Consider the following 22,735-nt stretch of genomic DNA (forward strand, 5'->3'; position numbering starts at 1 on the left):
AAGACCGATCGGCCGCCTTCCCCCCGGGAGGCGGCCGATCGGTTCTTCCGGCCGGTCTAGTTGAACAGCACGCGCAGGCTGAACGACGTGGTGTCGCCCGACTGCCTGCCGCTCAGGCCCACGGCCCGCAGTGCCTGGAAGTTGGCCCGCTCCTCGCCCTGAAGGTTGTCGAGGTAGTACTTCTCGATCTTGTCCAGGTCGACGAACAGCGCGGCCGTCGCCGAGTCCGCGTCCGGGATCGCGATCTTGAAGGCCTCGCTGTCGCCCAGCGTCCCCGCCTCGTTCAGCCTGCCCGCGTAGTCCTGCGAGCTCGCGAGGATCAGCTTCCCGTCGCCCGCGGCCTTGGCGATCCGCGGAGCCCCGGTCCCGGAGTCGGCGAGGAACCGCTCGATCTTCGCGACGACCTCCTGGGCCTTGGCCGGGTCGGTGGTGAGCACGGCGCCGACGTTCGGTATCTCGCCGTCGAGGCCCTGCTCGTCCACCGCCACCGTCAGGTTCTCGCCGAGCAGGGTCACGAGGTCGGCGGGCAGGGCGATGCCGTACGTCTCCTGGGCCCGGGTGACGAAGTCGGTGAAGGCCTGGCTCCCCGCGGAGCCATCGGCGGCCTTCATGATCTGCGGCCACTGCTTGGCGAGCGTCTCGCCGAGGCCCGAGACCGACACGGCCCCCACGGTGGAGGCGGGCAGGGTGCCGAGGCGTATTCCCCCGGTGTCGGCCGGCCCCTGCACGGTCGAGCCACGGGAGATCCCGGTCAGTTCGGCGTAGCCGCTGTCGAACCGCAGGGCGCCCGCGAGGCGCACGTTCTTGATCATGTCGAGCGTGGCGGCGTCGCTTGGCATGGCGTTGCCCGCCGCCTTGGCGATCTCGCCCACGTTGCCCCAGAAAGAGAGCACGCCCGGCTCACCGATGGCCTTCAGGTCGGCGGCGAAGTCGGCGTTCCCCGACAGCGGCGCCGCCTTGGCGTAGGAGTCGGCCGCCGTCTGGGTCGCCGCGAGGATCGCGTAGTCCTCCCGGAACGCCAGGCCCTTCAACTCCCCGCCCGCGTTCAGCTTGGCCAGCCCGGCGCGGGCCTTGGTCTCGTCCGTGACCTGCACTGCCACGGCGACCTCTGGCGTCCGCTTCCCGGGAAGCGGGGACAGCAGCCCGAAGCCGACGCGGGCCCCGAGCCAGGGCTCGACGTCGCGGGCGTAGTCGACCTTGGCGAGGTCCTCGCTGTCCTTGCTGAGCAGGCCGAAGAGCGCCCTGCGCGGGTCGTCGCCGGTGAAGCTGTCGCGGGTGGCGGAGAACTTCCTGGCGAGGTTGAACAGCGCGATCTTCTGGTTGGCCGCCGGGTCCAGGTCGACCCGCACGTACGCCAGGGTGCCCCCGGGGAGCACGTCCTCGGGCTGCGTGCCGCCCCCGCTGAGCAGGCTCACGGCGTACACCCCGCCACCGCCGACCAGGACCACGAGGACGGCCGCGACGATCGCGAGCAGCCATCCCTTTCCCGTCTTCCTGGCGGGCGGCACGGGCGGGCCGAGCTCCTCCTGCCGCCAGGGGGGCGGTCCGGCGGGGGGCTGGGCGGCGTGCGCGTAGGGCTGCGTCTGGGGGCCGGAGACCTGGCCGGGCGCGGGGTGCCGGTAGGACACGGTCCGGTCGGGGTCCTGGTTGAAGGGGTACGGGGGCGGAGGTTGGCCTGGCATGTTCCACTCTCGGGGCATTAGGAGGGATTCACCGGGAACCTAAATCGCGCCGGTAGAGAGACACTTGCAGGGCGCTTTCTTGAACCTCCGTTGAGCGCGTGCCGAAGCGCGTCGGTAAGGTATTGGGCCAGAACAACATTCGGTACGGGCGGCGAAGCGGGGCAACGAGCACAGATGACGAAGTTCGACGAGGCGACGCAGGCGATCAGGGTCGACGAGACCACGTACGACGTGTGCCTCGATCCCGGCTACTCGATCGGGGGGCCGCTCAACGGCGGCTACCTCATGGCCGTGGTGCTGCGCGCCGTCGTGGACGCCTCACCGCACGACCACCCGGTGTCCACCGCCGTCCAGTTCCTCAGGGCCCCGGTGCCCGGGCCCGCCCGCGTACGGCTGGAGCGGCTGAAGGCGGGCAGGACCGCCGCGATGACCCGGGCGACCCTGATCCAGGACGACACCGCCTACCTGGACACGCTCGTGACCACGGCCACGCTCGGGGACACCGCGAGCCAGTGGGCCGCGCAGCCCCTGGTCGCCATGCCGCCCATCGAGGACTGCGTCACGCTGCCCGAACCGAAGCCCGAGTCCAACATGACGCTCAACGCCCAGATGGAGATGCGGTTCGACCCGCCGAGCATCGGGTGGCTCACCGGGGACCCGAGCGGCCGGCCGGAGTCCCGGGCGTACTTCCGCATGGCGGAGCCCCAGGAGCCCGATCCCTTCGTCCTGGCCCTCGCCGTGGACGCGCTGCCGCCCGTCGTCTTCTCGGCGGGCAGCCGGGGGTGGGCCCCGACGGTCGAGCTGACCTGGCACCTGCGCGCGCTGCCCGCGCCCGGCTGGCTGACCCTCATCGGCCAGGGGCGCCTGATCAGGGACGGCTGGTTCGACGAGGACGTCGAGGTGTGGGACTCCGAGGGAAACCTGGTGGCCCAGTCGCGCCAGCTCGCCCGCCTGGGCCGGGGCTGACCGGGCGGCGCCGATCGGGCGATCAACAGGGATTACTCCGATGTGAGAATTCTTACCGCGAGCGATTGTTCATGGTCCCCTAACCTTGGGAATCATGTCGGACATCGGGAGTGTCGCCCACGCGCCGTGGGTCAGCATCATCGAATCAGCAGACGATCAGAGTGCTACGGAGGACCCCGCCATAGGGGTCTTCGACAGCGGCGTGGGGGGCCTCACGGTCGCCCGTGCGATCATCGACCAGCTCCCGAACGAGTCGATCCTGTACGTGGCCGACACCGCGCGCCAGCCGTACGGGCCGAAGCGCATCGCCGAGGTGCGCGCCTACGCCCTCCAGGTGATGGACCACCTCGTCGAGCACGACGTGAAGATGCTCGTCATCGCCTGCAACAGCGCGAGCGCCGCGGTGCTGAGGGACGCCAGGGAGCGCTACGACGTCCCCGTGGTCGAGGTCATCCAGCCCGCGACGCGCAGGGCCGTACGGGCCACCAGGAACGGCCGGGTGGGAGTGATCGCCACGCGGGCGACCATCGAGTCCATGGCCTACCACGACGCCTTCGCGGCGGCGCCCGACGTGCGGCTCACGGGCGTGGCGGCGCCGCGGCTGGTGGAGTTCGTGGAGCGGGGCGAGACCATGAGCGAGGAGCTCATCGAGGTGGCCAGGGAGTACCTCCAGCCGGTGATCGACGGCGGCTGCGACACGCTGATCCTCGGCTGCACGCACTACCCGCTGCTCGCCGGCGCGATCTCCTACGTCATGGGCGACGGCGTCACGCTGGTGTCCAGCGCGGACGAGACGGCCAAGGACGTCTTCCGCGTCCTCCACGACCGCGGGCTCGCGGGCCAGGGCTCGACGCCCCGCCACAGGTTCCGCGCGACCGGCGACGGCGCGTTGTTCGCGGACCTCGGACGGCGGTTCCTCGGACCCGAGATCGGTACCGTCGAGCGCGCCATGGTCGAGGACGTTCCGGGTGAAGAGGCGTTGACCGCGCCGAGTTAGGAGGTCGTAGTGAAGTTGACGATCGTCGGGTGCTCAGGGAGCTTTCCCGGACCAGAGAGCCCCGCGTCGTGTTACCTGCTGGAGGCGGAGGGGTTCCGCCTGCTGCTCGACTTCGGCAACGGCTCGCTCGGAGCCCTCCAGCGGCACATCGGCCTGTACGACGTGGACGCCATCTGCCTGTCGCACCTGCACGCCGACCACTGTCTCGACCTGTGCTCCTACCACGTGGTGCGCACCTACTCGCCCGACCGGCCGCTGCCCCGCGTGCCGGTGCACGCGCCCGAGGACGCCCCGCGCCGCCTGGCCGCCGCCTACGGCATGGACGAGGAGCCCGGCCTTGAGACCGCGTTCGACTTCGTGCCGCTGGCGCCCGGCACCTTCTCCGTGGGCCCGTTCGAGGTGACGGCCGCGCCGATGAACCACCCCGTGGAGACGTACGGCTTCCGCGTCTCGCACGGCGGCCACTCGGTGGCGTACTCCGCCGACACCGGGGAGTGCCCCGAACTGGTCAAGCTGGCCGCGGGAGCCGACCTCCTGCTCTGCGAGGCGTCCTTCCTCGACCGGCCGGGCACGCCGGTCGGCCTCCACATGAACGGCAGGCAGGCCGCCGAGCACGCGGCCCGCGCGGGCGTCGGCACGCTCGTGCTCACCCACCTGGTGCCGTGGTACGACCCGTCCGAGATCCTCGGGGACGCCTGCCGCGGCGGCTTCGAGGGCCGCGTCGAACTCGCACGGAGCGGGGCCGTGTATGACCTAAGGTGAGGCTCATGGCACGTGACGATGGACGTAGTCCCGATCAGCTTCGGCCGGTGACGATCACCCGCGACTGGCTCGCCCACGCCGAGGGCTCTGTCCTCGTGGAGTTCGGCGGCACCAAGGTGCTGTGCGCCGCCTCCGTGCAGGACAGCGTGCCGCGCTGGCGCAGGGGGAGCGGGCTCGGCTGGATCACCGCCGAGTACGCCATGCTGCCCCGCGCGACCAACACCCGCACCGACCGCGAGTCGGTGCGCGGCAAGATCGGCGGGCGCACCCACGAGATCTCCCGCCTGATCGGGCGCTCCCTGCGGGCCTGCGTCGACTACAAGGCCCTCGGCGAGAACTCCATCGTGCTCGACTGCGACGTGCTCCAGGCCGACGGCGGCACCCGCACGGCGGCCATCACCGGGGCGTACGTCGCTCTGGCCGACGCCATCGCCTGGATGCGCAAGCGCAAGATGTGCCCCGGCGACCCGCTGGTCAACTCCGTGGCCGCCGTCTCGGTCGGCATCGTCGGGTCCACCCCGCTGCTCGACCTGTGCTACCGCGAGGACGTCGCCGCCGAGACCGACATGAACGTCGTCATGACCGGGTCGGGCGAGTTCGTCGAGGTCCAGGGCACCGCCGAGGGCGTCCCGTTCGACCGCTCGACCCTCGACGCCCTGCTCGACCTCGCCGGCGGGGGCTGCGCCGAGCTGACCCTGCGCCAGCGCGAGGCCCTCTCGTGAGCGCGGCGCCGAGGGTCGTCCTGGCCACCCGCAACAAGGGCAAGATCGTCGAGCTGCGGCGCATCCTGGCCGAGGCCGACCAGAAGACCGAGCTGGTCGGGCTCGACGAGTTCCCCGAGATCGGCGAGGTCGCCGAGACCGGCCTCACCTTCGCCGAGAACGCCCTGCTCAAGGCGCACGCGGTCGCCTCGGCGAGCGGGCTGCCCGCGATCGCCGACGACTCCGGCCTCTGCGTCGACGCGCTGAACGGCATGCCAGGGGTCTTCTCGGCCCGCTGGTCGGGGTCCCACGGTGACGACGCCGCCAACCTGCGGCTCCTGCTCGCCCAGGTGTCGGACGTCCCCGACGGCCGCAGGGGCGCCCACTTCGCCTGCGCGGCGGCGATCGCCCTGCCTTCCGGGCACGAGCGCGTGGTCGAGGGCACGCTCGCCGGGGCCGTGATCCGCGTGCCGCGCGGCACCAACGGGTTCGGGTACGACCCCGCCTTCGTCCCCGAGGGCGAGAGCCGCACGACCGCCGAGATGCCGCCCGCCGACAAGGACGCCATCAGCCACCGTGGGCGCGCCTTCCGCGCCCTGGTGCCCGTCATGCGCGAGCTGCTCCGCGCCTGAGGCTTTGCATCGGGTGTGGGGCATAGGGCCGGGTTCCCCGTAACCAGGGCGTAAGAACCGCGCTGGGGCTTTGGGCGTAGCGTTCGTCTGTGAACACGAACCAGACGCCCCCGCGCGGTCACGCATGGGCGGCGGCGCTCATCGGCGTGGTGGCGGGTGCGGTCGCCTTGGGGATCGGCCAGCTCGTCGCCGGCCTGCTCAACCCGAAGGCGTCCCCGGTCATCGCCGTCGGCGACGCGGCGATCGACCGCACTCCGGCGGCGCTCAAGGAGTGGGCCATCCGCACCTTCGGCGCCAACGACAAGCTCGTGCTGATCTCGGGCATCGTCGTCGTGCTGGTCCTGATCGCGGCCGGGCTCGGGCTGCTGGCCCGCAGGCGCGTCGGGTTCGGCACCACCGGCATGATGATCTTCGGCATCATCGGCATGGCGGCGGCGTTCAGCCGGCCGGACTCCGGCCCCCTCGATGTCCTGCCGTCCGTGGTCGGCGCGGGGGCCGGCGCCTGGGCGCTGAGCATCCTGGTCCGTCGCACCTGGCCCGCAGTGGAGCCCGGGTACGAGGACCTGCGCCGCTACCGGGCTCCCGAGCCGCCTGAGGCCCCTCGGCCGACGGAGGCCCCGGAGGACTCCGAGGGCGTCGGCGGGACGGTGGAGGGGCCGGCCGTCATGCGTCCGGGCGCGCAGCCGTACGAGTTCGACCGGCGCGGCCTGCTCACCGGGGTCGCCGCGGGCGTCGTCGTCGCCGGGGCCGCGGGGCTGGCCGGCCGGGGCCTCGCCGGCCGGCTCAACGTCGACACCGAACGGGCGCGGATCGCGCTGCCCCGGCCCGCGACGCCCGCCAAGCCCCTCCCGGCCGGGGCCGACCTCCGCCTGAAGGACCTGTTTCCCTTCACCACCCCGAACCGCGACTTCTACCGCGTCGACACGGCGCTGGTGGTGCCCCAGGTCGATCCGAAGACCTGGACGCTGAAGATCCACGGCATGGTCGACAGGCCCGTCGAGCTCACCTACGCCGACCTGCTCAAGCGGCCGCTCATGGAGGCCGACGTGACGCTGACCTGCGTCTCGAACGACGTCGGGGGGCCGTACGTCGGGAACGCCCGCTGGCTGGGCGCGCGCCTGGCCGACGTGCTCCGCGACGCCGGCATCCGCTCGGGGGCCGACATGCTGCTGTCCACCTCCTCGGACGGATGGACCTGCGGCACCCCCGTGGACGTCGCGATGGACGGCCGCGACGCGCTGCTCGCCATCGCGATGAACGGCGAGGTCCTGCCGGTCTCCCACGGCTTCCCGGTCCGCCAGGTGATCCCCGGCCTGTACGGCTACGTGTCGGCGACCAAGTGGGTCACCGACATCAAGGTCACCCGCTTCGACCAGGACGAGGCGTACTGGACGCCGCGCGGCTGGGCGCCCAAGGGGCCCATCAAGACCGAGTCCCGCATCGACCTTCCCCGGGGCGGCTCCACGATCACCGCCGGCCGTACGGCCATCGCGGGCGTGGCGTGGGCGCAGCACCGGGGCATCGACGCGGTCGAGGTGCGCGTCGACAAGGGCTCCTGGCGGCAGGCGCGGCTGGCCGAGGTGCCGGGGCCCGACACCTGGCGGCAGTGGGTCGTGGACGACTGGCAGGCCACTCCCGGGAAGCACACCATCGAGGTTCGCGCCACCGACGCGACGGGACAGACCCAGACCCCCGACTACGCCCCTCCCGCGCCGGACGGCGCCTCAGGCTGGCACTCCATCCTCGTCGTCGTGAAGTAGCCCCGCCGGCTCCCCGTGCGGCGTGTCCAGGCGTGTGGTCCCAGGTGAATCCGGGAATCGGCCGCCCGCCGTCAGCGGCGCCCCTACGATCGGCCACTGACCGGGTCGGTGCGGGGATTTGGGGGAGCACATTGTCCGGAGCCAGTTACGGCGGTCCACCGCCGAGGGGGGCGTCCCGGCGCGGGTCCGCGGGGGCGGGCTACAACCCCGTCGTCACCTCCGACGGTGTCCGATGGCGTGATTACGAGCTGGCGGCCGAGGCCTCCGCCGACGAGTGGCGGCCGGTCCTTCGGCCGCTCGCCGTCAACGACGGACCGGTCTCCGCCTGGCACGGCGGCCCGGTCTCCGGCCGGCACGACGGCCCGCCGCAACGCCAGGACATCTCGGCGCGGCAGCGGCACGACAGGATGCAGCCGCGCTGGCCCGGCCTGCCGTCCCCGGGGCACGACGGGCCCGCTCGGCGGCACGACGGGCTCCTGCCCAAGTGGCCGGGTCCGGGGGCCGACTGGTTCGACGGTCCGAGCCGGCCTCCCCGGCTCGACACCTGCAGGCCGTACGGCACGCCCGGCGGCCTGGCGAGGCCCGACCCGCAGGTCCAGCGCGACCTGTGCCAGGTCGTGCCCGACGGGGCCCGCTTCCCCGACCCGCGCGGCACCTGGGTGCGCCTGGTCAACGGGGAGGGCCCCTCGGAGGACCCCTTCCGGGCGACCAACTCCCTCGACTGCGCGCTCGCGGTCATCTCCACCTGGCACGGCGAGCCGGCGGTGGCCGCGCCCCGGCAGCCGGAGTACGACCGGGTGGGCAGGCCCTCGCTCAGCGGGGAGCCGGGCGGCGTCGCCCGTGCGGAGCGCTGGCTCGGGCACCGTTTCGAGTACGTCGGGCAGGGGCGTCGCGCGTACACCACGATCGCGCAGCGCCTGGGGGCCGGCGGTCACGGCGCGGCGGCCGTGCTGGTCACCCGCTGGCCGTCCGGCGGCAACCACGCTTGGAACGCCGTCAACGCGGCGGGTGAGGTGGTCTGGATCGACGCCCAGCGCGGGCACACCTCCGTCGACCCGCCACCCGGGCCGGTCACCGGCGTCTTCTGTGTCGTGATCGACCGGCGGGGGCGGCGCCTGTGAGCGGGCGGAGGCTCTCGGCCGAGCAGGCCAGGCTGCTGGCCGAGGAGTACTTCAACGGCCCGCTTTCCGCCGAGGAGGCCACCGAGGTCGGGCTGCACGCCTTCGACGAGGGGTACGTCGCCTGGGCGAGGACGCCCGAGCCCGAGGATCCCGGCACGTTGCCCGCCACCGTCGGGGGCGGGTGCGTGGTCATCGACGGATTCACCGGGGAGCTCTCGATCCGTCCCCTGCTGAACCCCGAGGCCGTCGCCGACCAGTGGCAGGGACGCCGCCCCCGTTAGACGTCCCCGTCACGCAAGGTCGCGTCCCAGGTGACCGGGAGGCTGTGCACGCCGTAGATGAGCATGTCGTCGCGCAGCGGCACCTCCTCGGGCGCGACCGCGAGGCGCAGGGTCGGGAACCGCTCGAAGAGCGCGGCGTACCCTACCCGCATCTCGACGCGCGCCAGCTGCTGGCCGATGCACTGGTGGATGCCGTGGCCGAACGCCACGTGCCCGCTCGCCGACCGGCGCAGGTCGAGGCTGTCGGGGTCGGCGAACCGCTGGGGGTCACGGTTGGCCGCCGGGACCGACAGGGTGACCGTCTGCCCCGCCTTGATGGTCTGCCCGCCCAGCTCGACGTCCTCCAGCGCGACGCGCACCGTGCAGGGGATGATGCTCAGATAGCGCAGCAGCTCCTCGACGGCCTGGTCGATGCCGCCCGGGTCGGCGCGCAGCACGGCCAGCTGGTCAGGATGGCGCAGCAGGGCGAAGGCGCCGAGCGACAGCATGTTCGCGGTGGTCTCGTGCCCGGCGCCCAGCAGCGTGAAGCCGACGTTGGTGAGCTCCTCGTCGGTGAGCCCGCTGGTGGTCAGGCCGCTGAGCAGGTCGTCGGTCGGCTCGGCGCGCTTGGCGAGCACCAGCTTCCCCATGAAGTCGCGCAGCGCGTTGTAGGCGGCGAACATCTCCTGCGGGGAGTTGTCCAGGCGCATCAGCGCGGTCGAGTGCTCCTGGAACGACTCCCGGTCCGAGTACGGCACCCCGAGCAGCTCGCAGATCACCAGCGAGGGGATGGGCAGCGCGAAGGATCGCATCAGGTCGACCGGCGGGCCGTGCCGTTCCATGGCGTCCAGGTGGTCGGAGGTGATCTCCTGGACGCGTTCGGTGAGCCCGCGCATGCGTCGGACGGTGAACTGGCCGGTGAGCAGGTGCCGGTAGCGGGTGTGCTCGGGCGGGTCGGTCTGGGTGAAGATGCCCGGGGGCGCCGGCCGGGGCTTCGCGGTGGCGGTCGGCCCGGGGACGGGGAAGTGCAGGAGCTCGGCCCGGGCGCTGAAGCGGGGGTCGGACAGCACCGCGCGCACCAGGGCGTGGGTGGTCACGAGCCAGCCCACGTGCCCGTCGGGGAAGGCCATCGGGCTGACCGGGTGCTTCTCGCGCAGCCCCGCCAGCTCCGCGGGCGGGTCGAAGGGGCACTCCGGAGAGTGGGTGTTCGGCAGCGGCGCCGCGTCGGGGAGTGACGTGGTCATGACGGCTCCTTCCGGCCGAGGCGGACGGCGTCTGTGGCCCCGGTCATCGTCCAGCACCTTCACTTCGGAACGAAGGCTACGTTGCGTTCAGTCGAACCTCAACGTCTGAATCCCTTAGGTCGCGAATACATGCTGGTAGGCCATGCGAAACACAGTGCAATGAGCCTCAAGATGAATGCAACGCAGGAAGCCTCCGTTGCAATGTGCTGCGCGTGAACGCACACTGTCCCATGGCAGACGACCGGCAGGCGGAAGGGGAGCGCACATGCCAGGAGGACGGCTGACCTACGAGGACCGCCGGCACATCGCGTCGGGGGTCGCCGAGGGGCTCCAGTACGCCGAGATCGCCAGGCGGCTGGGGCGGCCGACGTCGACGGTCAGCCGCGAGGTGACCCGCAACGGCGGTTACGCCGGCTACCGGGCCGATCACGCCCAGCAGGCCACCGGGCGGCGCGCCCGCCGGGGCAAGCCGGTCACGTCCCCCGCGGCACCGGCCGCCGTCGACGCGTACGGCCGTGACCGCGAGGCGGTGCGGGACTTCGAGGAGCGGTTCACGGCGATGATGACCCGGACGGGGCTGCCGAGGATGCCGGCCAGGGTGCTCGCCTGCCTGATCACCGATGACGTCGCCAGCCTCACCGCCGCCGAGCTGGTGCGGCGGTTGTGCGTCAGCCCGGCGTCGGTGTCCAAGGCCGTCGGCTACCTCGAACAGCTCGGCCTGGTCAGGCGCGAGCGCGACGCCCGGCGGCGGCGCGAGCGGTACCTCATCGACGACGACGTCTGGTATCGCGCCACCGCGAGGGAGGTGCAGATCTGCGCGATGTGGGCGGACGCCGCCCGGCAGGGGGCCGAGGTCCTCGGCGACGCCACCCCCGCCGGCACCCGGCTGGACCAGATGAGCCGGTTCTTCGGCTTCGTCGGCCGCGACATGGCCCAGGCGGCCGAGCACTGGCGGGGAGTCTTCGCCACGCAACGCACCGGCCGCTCGGACCAGGCCCCATGACCCCGCATGCGGGGGGACGTCAGTCGCTCGCCAGGGAGCCGACGATGGAGGCCCGCGCCGCCCGCCGGCCGGGCAGTACGGCCGCGAGCACTCCGGCGAGGCCGGACAGCAGGACGAACAGCAGCACCTGGGACACGGGCACCCGGAACAGGATGCCCTCCACCAGCGTCCGCGTGGCCGCCCAGCCGAACGTGACGCCCAGCGCCACACCGACGATCGCCCCCATGAGGCCGAGGATCAGCGCCTCCACCGACAGCATCCGCCGAAGCTGGGGCCGGGTCAGGCCAAGGGCCCTGAGCAGCGCCGACTCCCGGGTGCGTTCGTGCACCGACAGGCTCAGCGTGTTGGCGATGCCCAGCAGCGAGATGAGGACCGCCAGCCCGAGCAGCCCAGCGATGATCATGAGCATCATGTCCAGCGCCTCGTCGAACTGGCTCCTGACCTCGGTGGAGCTGAGGACCTTGGCGGTCGGGTACGGCTGGGCCACCGCCTCGACCGCCTTCCTGGAGACGTCGGAGGCGACGCCGTCCTTGGCGTTCACCAGAATCCGCCGGTCGCCGAGCGGGCCGAAGTACTTCTCGAAGGCGCCCTCGGGCACGGTGACGTCCGGCAGCGACACGGTGCTGGAGTCGAAGACCCCGAGGACCTTGACGTTCACGGTGCCCGCCTCGGGCGTGGCCAGCGCGATCGAGTCGCCCGGCGCGACCCCGAGGTCCTTGGCGACCTGGCCGGACACCAGCGCCGACCCGGCCGTGAAGCCCCGCGTCGAGCCCTTCTGCAGCGCGGGCGTGTACGGCCCGCTGAACATGCCGACCTGAAGCGTCCTGCCGGCCTGGCCCGTCTTGGCGTCCGCCTCCCGGATCTGCACCACCGAGGCCAGTTCGGGCCGCGTACGGAGGCCGGCGGCCAGGGCTCGGGGGAGCGCGGCCTCACCGGATCCGGACGCCTGCGCCGAGACCAGGTAGTCGACCGGGAACTGCTCGTCCAGCCGCGCCGTGTACGTCGCCCGGGTGGTCGCGGTGATGACCGAGATCAGCGTCATCAGCGTCACCCCGATCGTCAGCGCGACCGTCGTCGTGGCCGAGCGCTTCGGGTTGCGCCGGGAGTTGTCCATCGCGAGCCTGCCCGGGACCCCGAGCAGCTTGGCGGGCGCCCAGCCGGCGAACGCGCTCAGCGGCCTGACGATGACCGGGCCGAGGATCAGCACGGCGCAGAAGGTCAGCACGCCCCCGCCCATGACGACGTAGAGCGCGACCGGCCCGGGGGGCATCGTGACCGCGGCCACGGTCGCCCCCACGCCGCCCAGCAGGAACAGCGCGGCGAACGTGATCCGCACGACGCCGGTCCTGAAGGTGTGGTCGTCGGTCTGGGTACGCAGCGCCGCGATCGGGGCGACCTTGGTGGCCGTGCGCGCGGGCAGCAGCGCCGCCCCGACGGTCACGACCAGGCCGATGGCGAGGGCCAGGGCGATGGTCCTCGGCGCCAGCGATACGCCGCCCGAGGGCAGGTCCTGCCCGAAGGCCCTCAGTACCGCGAGCGCCCCGGCGCCGAGGCCCAGCCCGGTCAGCAGGCCGAGAGCGGAGGAGATGAGCCCGACCACCACCGACTCCAGGAGGATGGAGCCGAAGACCTGCCTGCGGGTGGCGCCGATGCAGCGAAGCAGTGCCATCTCCCTGGTGCGCTGAGCGACCAGGATGTTGAAGGTGTTGTAGATGACCAGCGCCGCGACGAGCATCGCGACCAGGCCGAACATCAGCAGTCCGAGGGTGAGGAACTCCGTGTCGGCGCCGCTGGACCTGGCCAGTTCTCTGGTGAGCTCGTCCCCGGTCCAGGCCTTGAACTTCGTGCCGGCCAGCGCCGAGGAGACCGCGGCCTTGAGGCTCTCCGGCGTGACGCCGTCCGCCGCCGCGACGTCGATCTCGGTGAAGCCCTTCTCCCCGGTCATCGCCTGGGCCGTGGCGGCGGTGAACCCGACCGCGCCCGTGTAGGCGAGCTGCTGGTCCACGCCCACGTCGAAGAGCCCGACCAGCCGGAACGTGTGCGGCTTGCCCTGACCGTCCAGCACCGAGACGGTGTCGCCCGGCGTGAAGCCCCTGGTCTTGGCGGTGTTCTCGTCGATGACGATCTGGTCGGCGGTGGCCGGGGCCGAGCCGGAGGTGATCGCCGTGCGGTTCAGCCTGCCGGTGACGACGGACACGCCGGTGGTCGGGACGTCCCCGACCGCCTTGCCGTCCTTGCCGATCAGCGCGGCCTCGCCCTGGACCAGGCCCTGCGCCTCGGCGACGCCGGTGACGCCCCGGACCTTGTCGAGGTCGCTCGCGAGCAGCCGGGCGGGCCGCTCGCCGCCGCCGGAGCCGGAGGGAAGCACCGCCACGTCCACCTTGTCGGCGGAGGCGGCGATGCGCTGGGAGAAGCCGGCCTGGAGCGTGTCGGTGAGCACGAACGTGCCCGCGATGAACCCCACCCCGAGCGTGATCGCCAGCGAGGTGAGCAGGAGCCGGAGCTTGTGCGCCCGCAGCCCCGCCAGAGTGGTGCGGAACACCTCAGCCCTCCAGCTTCATCAGCGTGTCGAGCACGGTCTGCGGGGAGGGCTGCGCCAGCTCGGTGACCAGCAGGCCGTCACGCAGGAACACCACGCGGTCGGCGTAGGAGGCGGCGACGGGGTCGTGGGTCACCATGACGATGGTCTGGCCGAGCTCCCGTACCGAGGTGCGCAGGAAGGACAGCACCTCCGCGCCGCTGCGCGAGTCCAGGTTGCCGGTGGGCTCGTCCGCGAAGATGACCTGGGGCTTGCTGATGAGCGCCCGGGCGACCGCGACGCGCTGCTGCTGGCCGCCCGACAGCTCGCTCGGCTTGTGCCTGAGCCGGTCGCGCAGCCCGACGGTGCGGATCACCGTGTCGAACAGCTCCTGGTCGGCCTGGCGGCCGGCGATGTCCAGCGGCAGGCGGATGTTCTGCTCGGCGGTCAGCGTCGGCAGCAGGTTGAAGGCCTGGAAGATGAACCCCACCCGCTCGCGCCGCAGCAGGGTGAGCCGCTTGTCGCTCAGCCGGGTGATCTCGACGTCGCCGATGCGCACCTCGCCTTCGGTGACGGTGTCCAGCCCCGCCAGGCAGTGCATCAGCGTGGACTTCCCCGAGCCCGACGGGCCCATGATCGCGGTGAAGGCACCGGTGTCGAACCTGACGTCGACCCCGCCCAGCGCGTGCACGGCGGCGTCGCCCTCGCCGTAGACCTTGGTCACTCCCTTGGCGACGACGGCGGCGGGTGCGGTCCGGCGGACGGCTTCCTCTCCGGTGATGGTCACTGCGGCTCCTCAAGCGATAAGCAGGTGAAATGCGGAAACTCTCCGCGAGATCCACGCTATTGCCGCGCCGGCCGCGAACCATGAGCCCTGGGAACGGACTTCGGGTACGCCCAGGGAGGGGTGGCGGAGGCCCTGTGCGACTGCTGGGGTAGGCGTGACTCAGCCTTTCGGCCGACCCCGGCCCCGCGGGGCTATCGCTCGTCGCCCTCGCGGTAGGGGGTGATGAGCCCGGTCTCGTAGGCGTACACCACCACCTGGGCGCGGTCGCGCACGCCGAGCTTGGCGAGCACCCGGCCGAGGTGCGTCTTGACCGTCGCCTCCGCGAGGGTGAGCCGCTGCGCGATCTCCGTGTTGGACAGGCCCCGCCCGACCAGCACCAGGACCTCGCGCTCGCGTGCGGTGAGCTGGCGCAGGCCTTGCGGCTCCACGGCGGGGGTGGCGGGCAGTTGGGCGGTGAACCGCCGCAGCAGCCGCCTGGTCGTGCTGGGCGCCACCACGGCGTCCCCGGCGTGCACGGAGTGGATGGCGCTGATCAGGTCGGAGGGCGGCACGTCCTTGAGCAGGAACCCCGACGCCCCGGCCTTCAGCGCCGCGAAGGCGTACTCGTCGAGGTCGAAGGTCGTCAGGATGAGCACCCTGGGCGGGTCGGGCATGGCCTGGATCAGCCGGGTCGCCTCCACGCCGTCCACGCGCGGCATGCGCACGTCCATCAGCACGATGTCGGCCCGCACGGAGCCGAGCAACCGCACGGCGGCGGCTCCGTCGGCGGCCTCTCCGACGACGTCGATGTCCGGCTGGGCCCCGAGGACCATGCGGAAACCGGCCCGTACGAGCTCCTGGTCGTCGACCAGGACGACCCTGATGCTCACGCGGCCCTGCTCACCGGCAGTCGTACGGCCACCTGGAAACCCCCTCCGGGGCGCGGGGAGGCGTGCACGCTGCCGTCGTACATCGCGACGCGCTCGCGCATGCCGATCAGCCCGTGCCCGTCGATGCTCCGGGGTGCCGCCGCGCCCCGCCCGTCGTCGGTCACCCGCAACATGATGTCCCGCGGACCGTACTCCATCTCGACCCGGGCGCGGGTCTCCGGGCCGCCGTGCTTGAGCGCGTTGGTCAGGGCCTCCTGGACGATGCGGTAGATCACGAGCTGCTCGCCCTCCGGCAGGTCACGGTGGGTGCCGCTCACGGTGAACTCCACCGGCAGGCCCGACTGGCGGATGTGCGTCATCAGCTCGTCGAGGTCGCCCACGCCCGGCTGGGGCGCGTACTCCTCCTCGCGCGCGTCGTCCTGCCTCAGCACCCCGACCAGGCGGCGCATCTCGGCGAGCGCCTGCCGTCCGGTGCTGGAGATCGTCTGTACGGCCCGGCGCGCCTGCTCGGGGTCGCTGTCGATGGTGTAGCCCGCGCCGTCGGCCTGGACGATCATCACGCTCACGTTGTGGGCCACCACGTCGTGCAGCTCGCGGGCGATGCGCGCCCGCTCGGCCGCCGCGGCGATGCGCACCTGCTGGTCGCGCTCGTGCTCGGCGCGCCGGGCCCGCTCCTCCAGGCTTTCGAGGTAGCGCCGCCGGGTGTTGGCGTAGATGCCGGCGATCCAGGCCGCGACCGCGAACACCGATCCGGAGGCGAAGGCCAGCAGGCTCGGCTGGCCGTAGCGCACCACGAGCAGGCACACGCCGAGCTCGGCGATGGCCCCGGCGGCGAGTGCCCAGCGCAGGGGACGGTACGACGCGACGCTGTACATCGCCACGAGGACCGCGACGTCCGCGGGGACCGGTTCGATCGCGGCCAGCCACTGCAGGAAGGCGATGAGCGCGATGGCGGTGAAGACATGGACGGGCCGGCTCCGCCGCCAGGCGAGCGGGGCGATGAGCGCGGCGGACAGCGCGAGGTATCCCGGCACCCCGGGGCTGACGATGCCCGGCAGATGACCGCCCCGGTTGCCGGCCGACACGAGGCACAGGAAGACGAGCGGTGCCATGACGAGGACGTCCACCACCCTGCCGTGGCGGGACCCCCATGCGCGCACTCTGCCGAACACGGATCCAACACTACGTTCGCGCAGTTCACGTCCCTTCCATCTGGAGAGGGATCTGTTCCTACGACCCAGGTCGTATGCGCCTCGGAACCGACAAATGGCTTACACCGGTCTTACGGCCCGTAAGGGATAGTTCTTTTTGGGAGCACCTCCGGGTGAGTAAAGGGAGATAGTGATGCCGGGGCAGAAAGACGACGGGTCGCGTGGCAGGGGGAAAAGCCACGCGGCCCCGAGACCCCAGACCGTCTCCCCTTCCCGCGCCTGACGCCCCATGCCCAGCGGGCCGATCGCGATCGAGCCGCCTCCATCGGAATGGAGGCGGCTCTCGTTGTGGCCCGGACAAGTCGCGGTGGGGTCGGTGGGATTCGAACCCACACTGTCAGGTACCTAAAACCTGTGCCTCCTGCCATTGGGCTACGACCCCATGCCTGTGCGGCTTGCGCCATCCTAGTTGAGCGCGGGGCGACAGCCGTACCTATTAAGCGAGGCCCAGGTCTTTGCGCAGGCGCGCGACGTGACCCGTGGCCTTCACGTTGTACAGCGCCTTCTCGATCTTGCCGTCGGCGTCGATGACGAACGTGGACCGCAGCACCCCGACCGTCGTCCTGCCGTACATCGTCTTCTCGCCGTAGGCGCCGTACGCCTGGTGGACGGCGAGCCCGGGGTCGGACAGCAGCGGGAACGTCAGCGAGTCGCGCTCGGTGAACTTCGCGAGCTTCTGCGGGGAATCCTTCGACACGCCGAGCACGGTGATGCCGGCCGCGGCCAGGCCGTCGAGGCTGTCGCGGAAATCGCACGCCTGCTTCGTGCACCCAGGCGTCATCGCGGCGGGGTAGAAGTAAAGGATGACCCGCTTGCCACGGAAGGATTCGAGGCTGATGTCCTTGCCCTCGGCATCGGGCAGGGTGAAGTCGGGTGCGGCGTCGCCGGGCTCGAGTCTCGTCTGCGTCACGGAGACAACCTACCGGCACGCCCACCGTGCCGGGTGGATGCCCGACCTGACAGACTGATCGCTGCAAGCGTAGCGGCGAGCCGGGCGAGGGCGGCTCGCCCGGAAGAGAAGGGGATCGTCATGGCGGACACCGATCCCGAGGCGCTCGAGAAGGACATCGAGCGCACCCGGGCGGAGCTGGCTGTCACCGTGGACGCCATCGTTGATCGCGTGAGCCCCAAGCGGGTCGCGGGGCGGGGCGTCGCCAAGGCCAAGGCCAACGCCGAGCAGCTGGTCATGGCGGCACGCGACATGGCCTTCGGCGTGGCGTACCCGGCGAAGTACGCCGAGCCGGGGGCCTACGGTGAGGAGGACGGCTGGCACGACGACTTTCCTCCGAGGAGCCTCGCGCCGATCCTCATCGGCGTCGGCGCCGTCGTCGTGGTGGGCGCCGCGATAGCCCTCTGGCGCCGCCGCCGCGCCTGACCCTCGCGGGCGCCGGTCAGAGGAAGGTCCTGCCCTCGCCGCGATAGGTCGGCACGGTCTCCACCACGCGGTCGCCCTCGATCAGGTGGAGCGCGTCGAAGCGTTCGCAGAGCTCGCCGGCCTTGGCGTGGCGGAACCACACCCGGTCGCCGATCCGCAGATCGTGGGCCGCCTGGCCGAGCAGGGGAGTCTGCACCTCGCCCGCGCCCTCCCGCGCGTCGTACCGCAGCCCGGCGGGAAGGTACGGCTGAGGCAGCCGGGACGCGCCCGCGGAGCCGGAGGCGTGGTAGCCGCCGCCCAGCACGGTGACCACGCCGTTGACGGGCCTGCGCACGACGGGGAGCGCGAACAGCGCGGCGGGACGGCCCGTGAAGCCCCGGTAGAAGTCGAACAGGCGCGGGTGGAAGAACCCCGACCCGGCCGCGACCTCGGTGATCGCCTTCTCGCGCGCGGTCTTCTCGACCGACCCGGTGCCGCCGCCGTTGACGAACTCCAGGTCGGTCACCTGCCGGACGGCCTCGGCGATGCGCCCCCTGCGCACGATCAGCTCCCGCTGCGAACGGGCCTGCATCCAGCGGATCACCTGGCCGTACGGGCCGGGCACCCGGTCGCCCACGCCCGCGATCTGGGCCTCGTACGCCATCAGGCCGACCATCCGGAACCCCGGGCGCTTCGCGATCTCGGCGGCCAGCTCGGCCGCCTGCTCCGGTTCCCTGACCGACGAGCGCAGCACCCCGGCGCGCAGCCTGCCCGCCAGCGCGGTGAACGCCGCATCGATGTCCAGACATATGCGGATCTCGTGGCGGGACGGCACGGCGTCGACCGCCTCGTCGATGACGTCCAGGTGCTCGGGGCAGTCGACCATCAGCGTGATCTCCCTGGCCGCCCGCGCGTCACCCGCCAGCTCGGCCAGCGCCTTCCTGTCCGTGGTGGGGTAGGCGACCAGGATGTCGGAGAAGCCCTCGGAGGCCAGCCACAGGGCCTCGGGAAGGGTGAAGCCCATGACGCCGGCGAAGCCGTCGATCTCCAGCACCCGCCGCAGCACGGCCCGGGATCGGATCGACTTGCTGGCCACCCTGATCGGCTTGCCCCGGGCACGGCGGGCCATGGCGGCGCCGTTGGACCGCAGGGCGTCCAGGTCGAGGATGGCGAACGGGGGGTCGAGATCCGCGGTGGCCCGGTCATAGCGCTGGCGGTCGTCCATGACCGAAGCTTAATCCGGGCCCCGTGAACGAGCCTAGGTCACGTTAGATGGCTGTCACGGCACCACTCCGTACCTGGCAAAAGCGCGCGGACGTCAGTCCGTACCTGGTGCGGGCCGCGCCTCGCCCGGCGCCGGGTGGGTCGCGGCTCTGCGGCGCCCGGCGGGACGCCTGACGCGGCGCAGGCCCTCGAACGTCAGGCCCGCCGCCATGCACGCGACCGGTATGACGGGCACGACGTACCGGTGGTCGAACGCGGCGATCAGCGGCGGCAGCACGAGCAGCGTCACGGCCACCGCCCACGGCAGGAGCACCGGCCCGCCCAGCCGCCGCCAGCGCACGAGCACCCCGAACAGGCCCACGAGCATGATGAGCGCCAGCAGCGGGCCGCGGACATAGCCCTGCTCCTGGTAGGCGCGCAGCCAGCCGGCGTACGGCTCGGCGACCACCGTGTCGCCGCTGCGGCCCTGGTAAGCCGAGGTCAGCTCGGGCGCGGTGCGGCCGGATGAGGCGATCTTGTCAGTGAACGGCTTCACGGAGTCGGGGAAGACGTACGCGCTCTGCGGGCCGGGGGTGGGATAGACCCTGCGGGTCCACTCGAAGCCCCACAGGGCGTCCTTGACGCCGGTCAGCAGGAAGTCGAACGGCTGCGCCATGATCGCCTCCGTGGTGAACCTGCCCGCGAGCCGCTCGCGGTCGGCGTCCTTGCGCACCTTGGCGAGCGGCGACCCGGCGTCCCAGATGTAGACCGGAGGCGCGGGACGCTCGCCGACCGGCTCCGTGGGGCAGAGCACCTTCTCGTCGCCGGGCGGCCGGATCTTCGCGCAGTCGGCGAACGTCATCGTGCGCGCCCAGAGCCAGACGTTGCTCTGGCCGAGGCCGTAGCTCCCGTGCTCGCTGTGGAACCACACCGCGTACCCGCCGATGCCGACCGCGCCCGCCAGCGCGACGGCGATCAGGGCCCGCCACCCCGCCCGTGCGAGCACCATGCAGACGAGCGCGATGACCAGCACGGGCAGGCCGACGGTGCGGGTGCAGGTGGCGGCCACCAGCAGGAGCCCGGCGGCCACGGCCGTCCACACGGTCGGGCGCTCCCGCCAGAGCAGCACGGTCACCGCCGCCGTCACCAGGAAGGTGAACAGCAGGTCGGCCATGACCAGGTGCTCGAGCTGGACCAGGTGGACGTCGAGCAGCACCGGGACGGCCGCGAGGGTCGCCCCCCAGCCGGGCAGCCGGGCGCGGCGGCGGAGCAGGGCGTAGACGCAGACCGCCATGCCGAGCCCGAGCAGGTGCTGGACGACCACGACAGCGCCGAAGCTCTCCAGCGGGCGCAGGGCCCACAGGAACAGGGAGTACCCCGAAGGGCGCGAATCCAGCGGCTGCGGATCGAGGGCCGCCTTGACGTAGACGAACGAGTCGGCCCAGAACCACAGCGCCGGGCGGTAACCAAGGACGGCGACCAGCCTCAGAGCGGCTCCGGCGCCCAGCGCCAGCAGGAAGACCCAGTGCGCCCGCGCGAACGACCTGGCTGTGGCCCTCACTTGGCGGGGGGCGGAGGTCTCGGCGGCAGTGGGGGTGGCCGCGTTCGGAGCCGTGCCCGGCAGCACCGGAACCTCCTCGGGGTGACGACGGGGTTTCATGCTAGGTGCCCCGCGCGGCCCCCCGCGCCCGTTGTCCACAGGCTCCCAGGGAATCCACATCCGATCGAAGGTGCCCTTCGGTTCCTTCAGCGGCGAACCAGGGTTTCGCGTACGGCCATCCGGACGCACAGCGTGGGATCTCCAGGCCGACACGGAGGCAGAACGGGGGCCGGGCCGACCTGGGGACATCGTACGTGACTTCAGAGCAGGGGACTGGGTTGACATCGACGATCGTAATAGAGAGCATTGCTCTCGAAGCAGAGCGTCTGCCAGGGCTCTCACCTCCCCTCGATAGGAACGACACTCGTGAACGTCTCCGTCCCCGCGCTTCCCCGCCCCCGCCTGGGGGCCGCGGCCCTCGTGGCCGCCGGCGTCCTGTTCCTCGCCTATCCGTTGGTGCGGCCGTACGCCGACGAGTCGTCCCTGGCCGGTGCCGCGGCGATGGCCTCGCAGGCCTGGATCGCGTCCCACCTGTTCGCCGCCGTCGGGTTCATCCTGCTCACGCTGGGACTGCTGGCACTCCACCTGGTGCTGAACCAGCGCCGTACCCTTCACGCGCTCGTGGTCACGTGGATCGGCGCGGGCCTGACCCTTCCCTACTACGGCGTCGAGGTCTTCGGCGCGAACGTCATCGGTCACCGCGCCGTCCAGGAGGGCAGCACGTCGCTGCTGCGGATGGTCGACGAATTCCGATTCATTCCCGCGGCGGCCACCATGTTCGCGGTGGGGCTCGTGCTGCTGGGGGTCGGTACGACGATGGCGGCCGTCGCGGTCTGGCGTTCGGGCACGCTGGCACGCTGGAGCGGTGTGCCGCTCGCCGTCGGCTTCGCCCTGTTCATCCCGCAGTTCTTCGGCCCGCCCGCGCTCCGCATCGCACACGGCGCCCTGATCGCGATCGGCGGCGTCCGTCTGGGCCTTGAACTGCTACGCGCACGGTAGCGCAGGCGCGTCCGGTCAGGTGGCGGTCGCGTCCGCTCAGGTGGTGAGCGTGTCCGGTCAGGGGCGGGTGCGTCCGGTCTGGCGTCTCTGGTCAGGTGTGGGCGAAGGTGCGGCGGTATCGGCTCGGGGCTGTGCCGACGACTCGGCTGAAGTGGCGGCGGAGCATTGTCGCCGTGCCGAAGCCGCACCGCGTGGCGACCTGCTCGACAGACAGGTCCGTGGTCTCCAGCAGTCGCTGCGCCTCGGTGACCCGCTGCCTGATCAGCCACTGCGCGGGCGTGGTGCCGGTGAGCGCCGCGAAGTTACGGGCGAAGGTACGCGGCGCCGTACGGGCGTGCCTCGCCAGGTCGGTGACGGTGAGCGGCCGGTCGAGGTGGCCGAGGGCCCACTCCAGCGTGGTCGTGATGACCGACTGCGCACCGACGGCCTGCGGGACCGGCCGTTCGACGAACTGGGCCTGGCCGCCGTCGCGGTGCGCGGCGGTGACCATGCGGCGGGCGATCGTGTTGGCCACGGCCGCGCCGTGCGCCCGCCGGACCAGCTCCAGGCAGAGGTCGACACCGCCGACCGTACCGGCCGCGGTCCAGACACCGTCGTCCTCCATGAACAGCACGTCGGGTACGACGACAGTGTCAGGGTGGTCGAGGGCGAGCCGCTCGGTGAGGCGCCAGTGGGTGACGGCCCGGCGTCCATCGAGGATGCCCGCGGCAGCCAGCACGAACGCCCCCGCGCACAGCGAAGCGATCGTCTTCCCGGTCGCACGTGCGGCGCGTAGCGCCTCGGCTACCTCGCTGGGCACCGGGGCGAAGGGGTCCTCCCGGCCGGGTGCCACGATCAGGTCCGCGCCGGCCAGGCCGTCCAGCCCGTGCGTCGCCTCGACCAGCGCGCCGGGGTGCATCCGTACGGGCCGGCCGTCCGCCGAGCAGCGGCGCAGCTCGAAGGCGGGCACCCCGCCGTCCGTACGGTCCATGCCCCAGACTTCGGCGATGACCGCGTAGTCGAAGGCGCGCATGTCGTCGTAGATGAGGGTCGCCACGGTGCGCATGGCAGAAAAGTATCGCACGAT

At 72.0% G+C, this 22,735-nt stretch carries 21 protein-coding genes and 1 tRNA gene; 11 read left to right on the plus strand and 11 right to left on the minus strand.

Annotation, left to right across the window (positions count from 1 at the left end; genetic code table 11):
• Window positions 1-56: 56 nt before the first annotated feature.
• Window positions 57-1,682, minus strand: a complete 1,626-nt coding sequence (locus tag ACOZ38_RS08955; protein WP_424529621.1) for a DUF3352 domain-containing protein — start codon at window positions 1,680-1,682, stop codon at window positions 57-59.
• A 174-nt stretch (window positions 1,683-1,856) separates the two neighbouring features.
• On the opposite strand from ACOZ38_RS08955, the gene ACOZ38_RS08960 reads away from it, so the two are divergent.
• The 8 genes from ACOZ38_RS08960 (at window position 1,857) to ACOZ38_RS08995 (ending at window position 8,902) form a co-directional block, all read left to right on the plus strand.
• On the plus strand, window positions 1,857-2,648 hold the full coding sequence (locus tag ACOZ38_RS08960) for a thioesterase family protein (protein ID WP_424529622.1): 792 nt from the start codon (window positions 1,857-1,859) through the stop codon (window positions 2,646-2,648).
• Window positions 2,649-2,742: 94 nt separating this feature from the next.
• Entirely contained in the window at window positions 2,743-3,645 is a 903-nt protein-coding gene (gene murI / locus ACOZ38_RS08965) for a glutamate racemase (protein WP_424529623.1), read from the plus strand.
• A 9-nt stretch (window positions 3,646-3,654) separates the two neighbouring features.
• The gene (locus ACOZ38_RS08970) at window positions 3,655-4,407 is read left to right on the plus strand and encodes an MBL fold metallo-hydrolase (RefSeq protein ID WP_405145307.1); all 753 of its coding nucleotides are present in this window, start codon (window positions 3,655-3,657) and stop codon (window positions 4,405-4,407) included.
• 5 nt (window positions 4,408-4,412) lie between these two features.
• Window positions 4,413-5,129 carry a ribonuclease PH gene (gene rph / locus ACOZ38_RS08975; RefSeq protein ID WP_405145309.1) on the plus strand — a complete coding sequence of 239 codons (717 nt, stop codon included), beginning with the start codon at window positions 4,413-4,415 and terminating at the stop codon, window positions 5,127-5,129.
• A complete protein-coding gene (rdgB, locus tag ACOZ38_RS08980; RefSeq protein ID WP_424529624.1) occupies window positions 5,126-5,740 on the plus strand; it encodes an RdgB/HAM1 family non-canonical purine NTP pyrophosphatase in 615 nt (204 codons plus the stop codon). Before rph ends, rdgB begins: the two co-directional genes overlap by 4 nt.
• Before the next feature lie 89 nt (window positions 5,741-5,829).
• On the plus strand, window positions 5,830-7,500 hold the full coding sequence (locus tag ACOZ38_RS08985; protein WP_424529625.1) for a molybdopterin-dependent oxidoreductase: 1,671 nt from the start codon (window positions 5,830-5,832) through the stop codon (window positions 7,498-7,500).
• Window positions 7,501-7,631: 131 nt separating this feature from the next.
• Window positions 7,632-8,621: a toxin glutamine deamidase domain-containing protein gene (locus tag ACOZ38_RS08990; protein WP_424529626.1), complete on the plus strand. Its 990-nt coding sequence runs from the start codon at window positions 7,632-7,634 to the stop codon at window positions 8,619-8,621.
• Window positions 8,618-8,902 carry a hypothetical protein gene (locus ACOZ38_RS08995; protein WP_424529627.1) on the plus strand — a complete coding sequence of 95 codons (285 nt, stop codon included), beginning with the start codon at window positions 8,618-8,620 and terminating at the stop codon, window positions 8,900-8,902. The genes ACOZ38_RS08990 and ACOZ38_RS08995 overlap by 4 nt, the downstream gene beginning before the upstream one ends.
• Here ACOZ38_RS08995 and ACOZ38_RS09000 read toward each other — a convergent pair.
• Entirely contained in the window at window positions 8,899-10,125 is a 1,227-nt protein-coding gene (locus ACOZ38_RS09000) for a cytochrome P450 (protein ID WP_424529628.1), read from the minus strand. The two genes, ACOZ38_RS08995 and ACOZ38_RS09000, sit on opposite strands and share 4 nt — an antisense overlap.
• A gap of 265 nt (window positions 10,126-10,390) precedes the next feature.
• Here ACOZ38_RS09000 and ACOZ38_RS09005 point away from each other — a divergent pair, with 265 nt between their 5' ends.
• Window positions 10,391-11,128 (plus strand): helix-turn-helix domain-containing protein, encoded by a 738-nt coding sequence (locus ACOZ38_RS09005; RefSeq protein WP_424529629.1) that lies wholly within the window; start codon window positions 10,391-10,393, stop codon window positions 11,126-11,128.
• Window positions 11,129-11,147: 19 nt separating this feature from the next.
• Here ACOZ38_RS09005 and ACOZ38_RS09010 read toward each other — a convergent pair whose 3' ends face one another.
• From ACOZ38_RS09010 to bcp, 6 genes are all read right to left on the minus strand, one after another.
• The gene (locus ACOZ38_RS09010; RefSeq protein WP_424529630.1) at window positions 11,148-13,670 is read right to left on the minus strand and encodes an ABC transporter permease; all 2,523 of its coding nucleotides are present in this window, start codon (window positions 13,668-13,670) and stop codon (window positions 11,148-11,150) included.
• Window position 13,671: 1 nt separating this feature from the next.
• The gene (locus ACOZ38_RS09015; RefSeq protein ID WP_424529631.1) at window positions 13,672-14,433 is read right to left on the minus strand and encodes an ABC transporter ATP-binding protein; all 762 of its coding nucleotides are present in this window, start codon (window positions 14,431-14,433) and stop codon (window positions 13,672-13,674) included.
• 191 nt (window positions 14,434-14,624) lie between these two features.
• Window positions 14,625-15,302: a response regulator gene (locus tag ACOZ38_RS09020; protein ID WP_424529632.1), complete on the minus strand. Its 678-nt coding sequence runs from the start codon at window positions 15,300-15,302 to the stop codon at window positions 14,625-14,627.
• Window positions 15,299-16,474 (minus strand): sensor histidine kinase, encoded by a 1,176-nt coding sequence (locus tag ACOZ38_RS09025; RefSeq protein ID WP_424529633.1) that lies wholly within the window; start codon window positions 16,472-16,474, stop codon window positions 15,299-15,301. Before ACOZ38_RS09025 ends, ACOZ38_RS09020 begins: the two co-directional genes overlap by 4 nt.
• A gap of 347 nt (window positions 16,475-16,821) precedes the next feature.
• Window positions 16,822-16,895 (minus strand) — tRNA-Leu (locus ACOZ38_RS09030).
• Window positions 16,896-16,949: 54 nt separating this feature from the next.
• Window positions 16,950-17,423 carry a thioredoxin-dependent thiol peroxidase gene (bcp, locus tag ACOZ38_RS09035; RefSeq protein WP_424529634.1) on the minus strand — a complete coding sequence of 158 codons (474 nt, stop codon included), beginning with the start codon at window positions 17,421-17,423 and terminating at the stop codon, window positions 16,950-16,952.
• 120 nt (window positions 17,424-17,543) lie between these two features.
• On the opposite strand from bcp, the gene ACOZ38_RS09040 reads away from it, so the two are divergent.
• Window positions 17,544-17,888: a DUF3618 domain-containing protein gene (locus tag ACOZ38_RS09040; RefSeq protein WP_424529635.1), complete on the plus strand. Its 345-nt coding sequence runs from the start codon at window positions 17,544-17,546 to the stop codon at window positions 17,886-17,888.
• A 16-nt stretch (window positions 17,889-17,904) separates the two neighbouring features.
• On the opposite strand, the gene ACOZ38_RS09045 is transcribed toward ACOZ38_RS09040, so the two are convergent.
• Complete coding sequence (locus ACOZ38_RS09045) at window positions 17,905-19,092, minus strand: amino acid deaminase/aldolase (protein ID WP_424529636.1); 1,188 nt, start codon at window positions 19,090-19,092, stop codon at window positions 17,905-17,907.
• A gap of 93 nt (window positions 19,093-19,185) precedes the next feature.
• Window positions 19,186-20,730 carry a hypothetical protein gene (locus ACOZ38_RS09050; protein ID WP_424529637.1) on the minus strand — a complete coding sequence of 515 codons (1,545 nt, stop codon included), beginning with the start codon at window positions 20,728-20,730 and terminating at the stop codon, window positions 19,186-19,188.
• A gap of 306 nt (window positions 20,731-21,036) precedes the next feature.
• Here ACOZ38_RS09050 and ACOZ38_RS09055 point away from each other — a divergent pair, with 306 nt between their 5' ends.
• Complete coding sequence (locus tag ACOZ38_RS09055) at window positions 21,037-21,669, plus strand: hypothetical protein (protein WP_424529638.1); 633 nt, start codon at window positions 21,037-21,039, stop codon at window positions 21,667-21,669.
• A 91-nt stretch (window positions 21,670-21,760) separates the two neighbouring features.
• On the opposite strand, the gene ACOZ38_RS09060 is transcribed toward ACOZ38_RS09055, so the two are convergent.
• Window positions 21,761-22,714 (minus strand): GlxA family transcriptional regulator, encoded by a 954-nt coding sequence (locus tag ACOZ38_RS09060; protein ID WP_424529639.1) that lies wholly within the window; start codon window positions 22,712-22,714, stop codon window positions 21,761-21,763.
• Window positions 22,715-22,735 lie beyond the last annotated feature (21 nt).

The organism is Sphaerisporangium viridialbum, assembly GCF_049674955.1.
Lineage (GTDB): Bacteria > Actinomycetota > Actinomycetes > Streptosporangiales > Streptosporangiaceae > Sphaerisporangium > Sphaerisporangium viridialbum.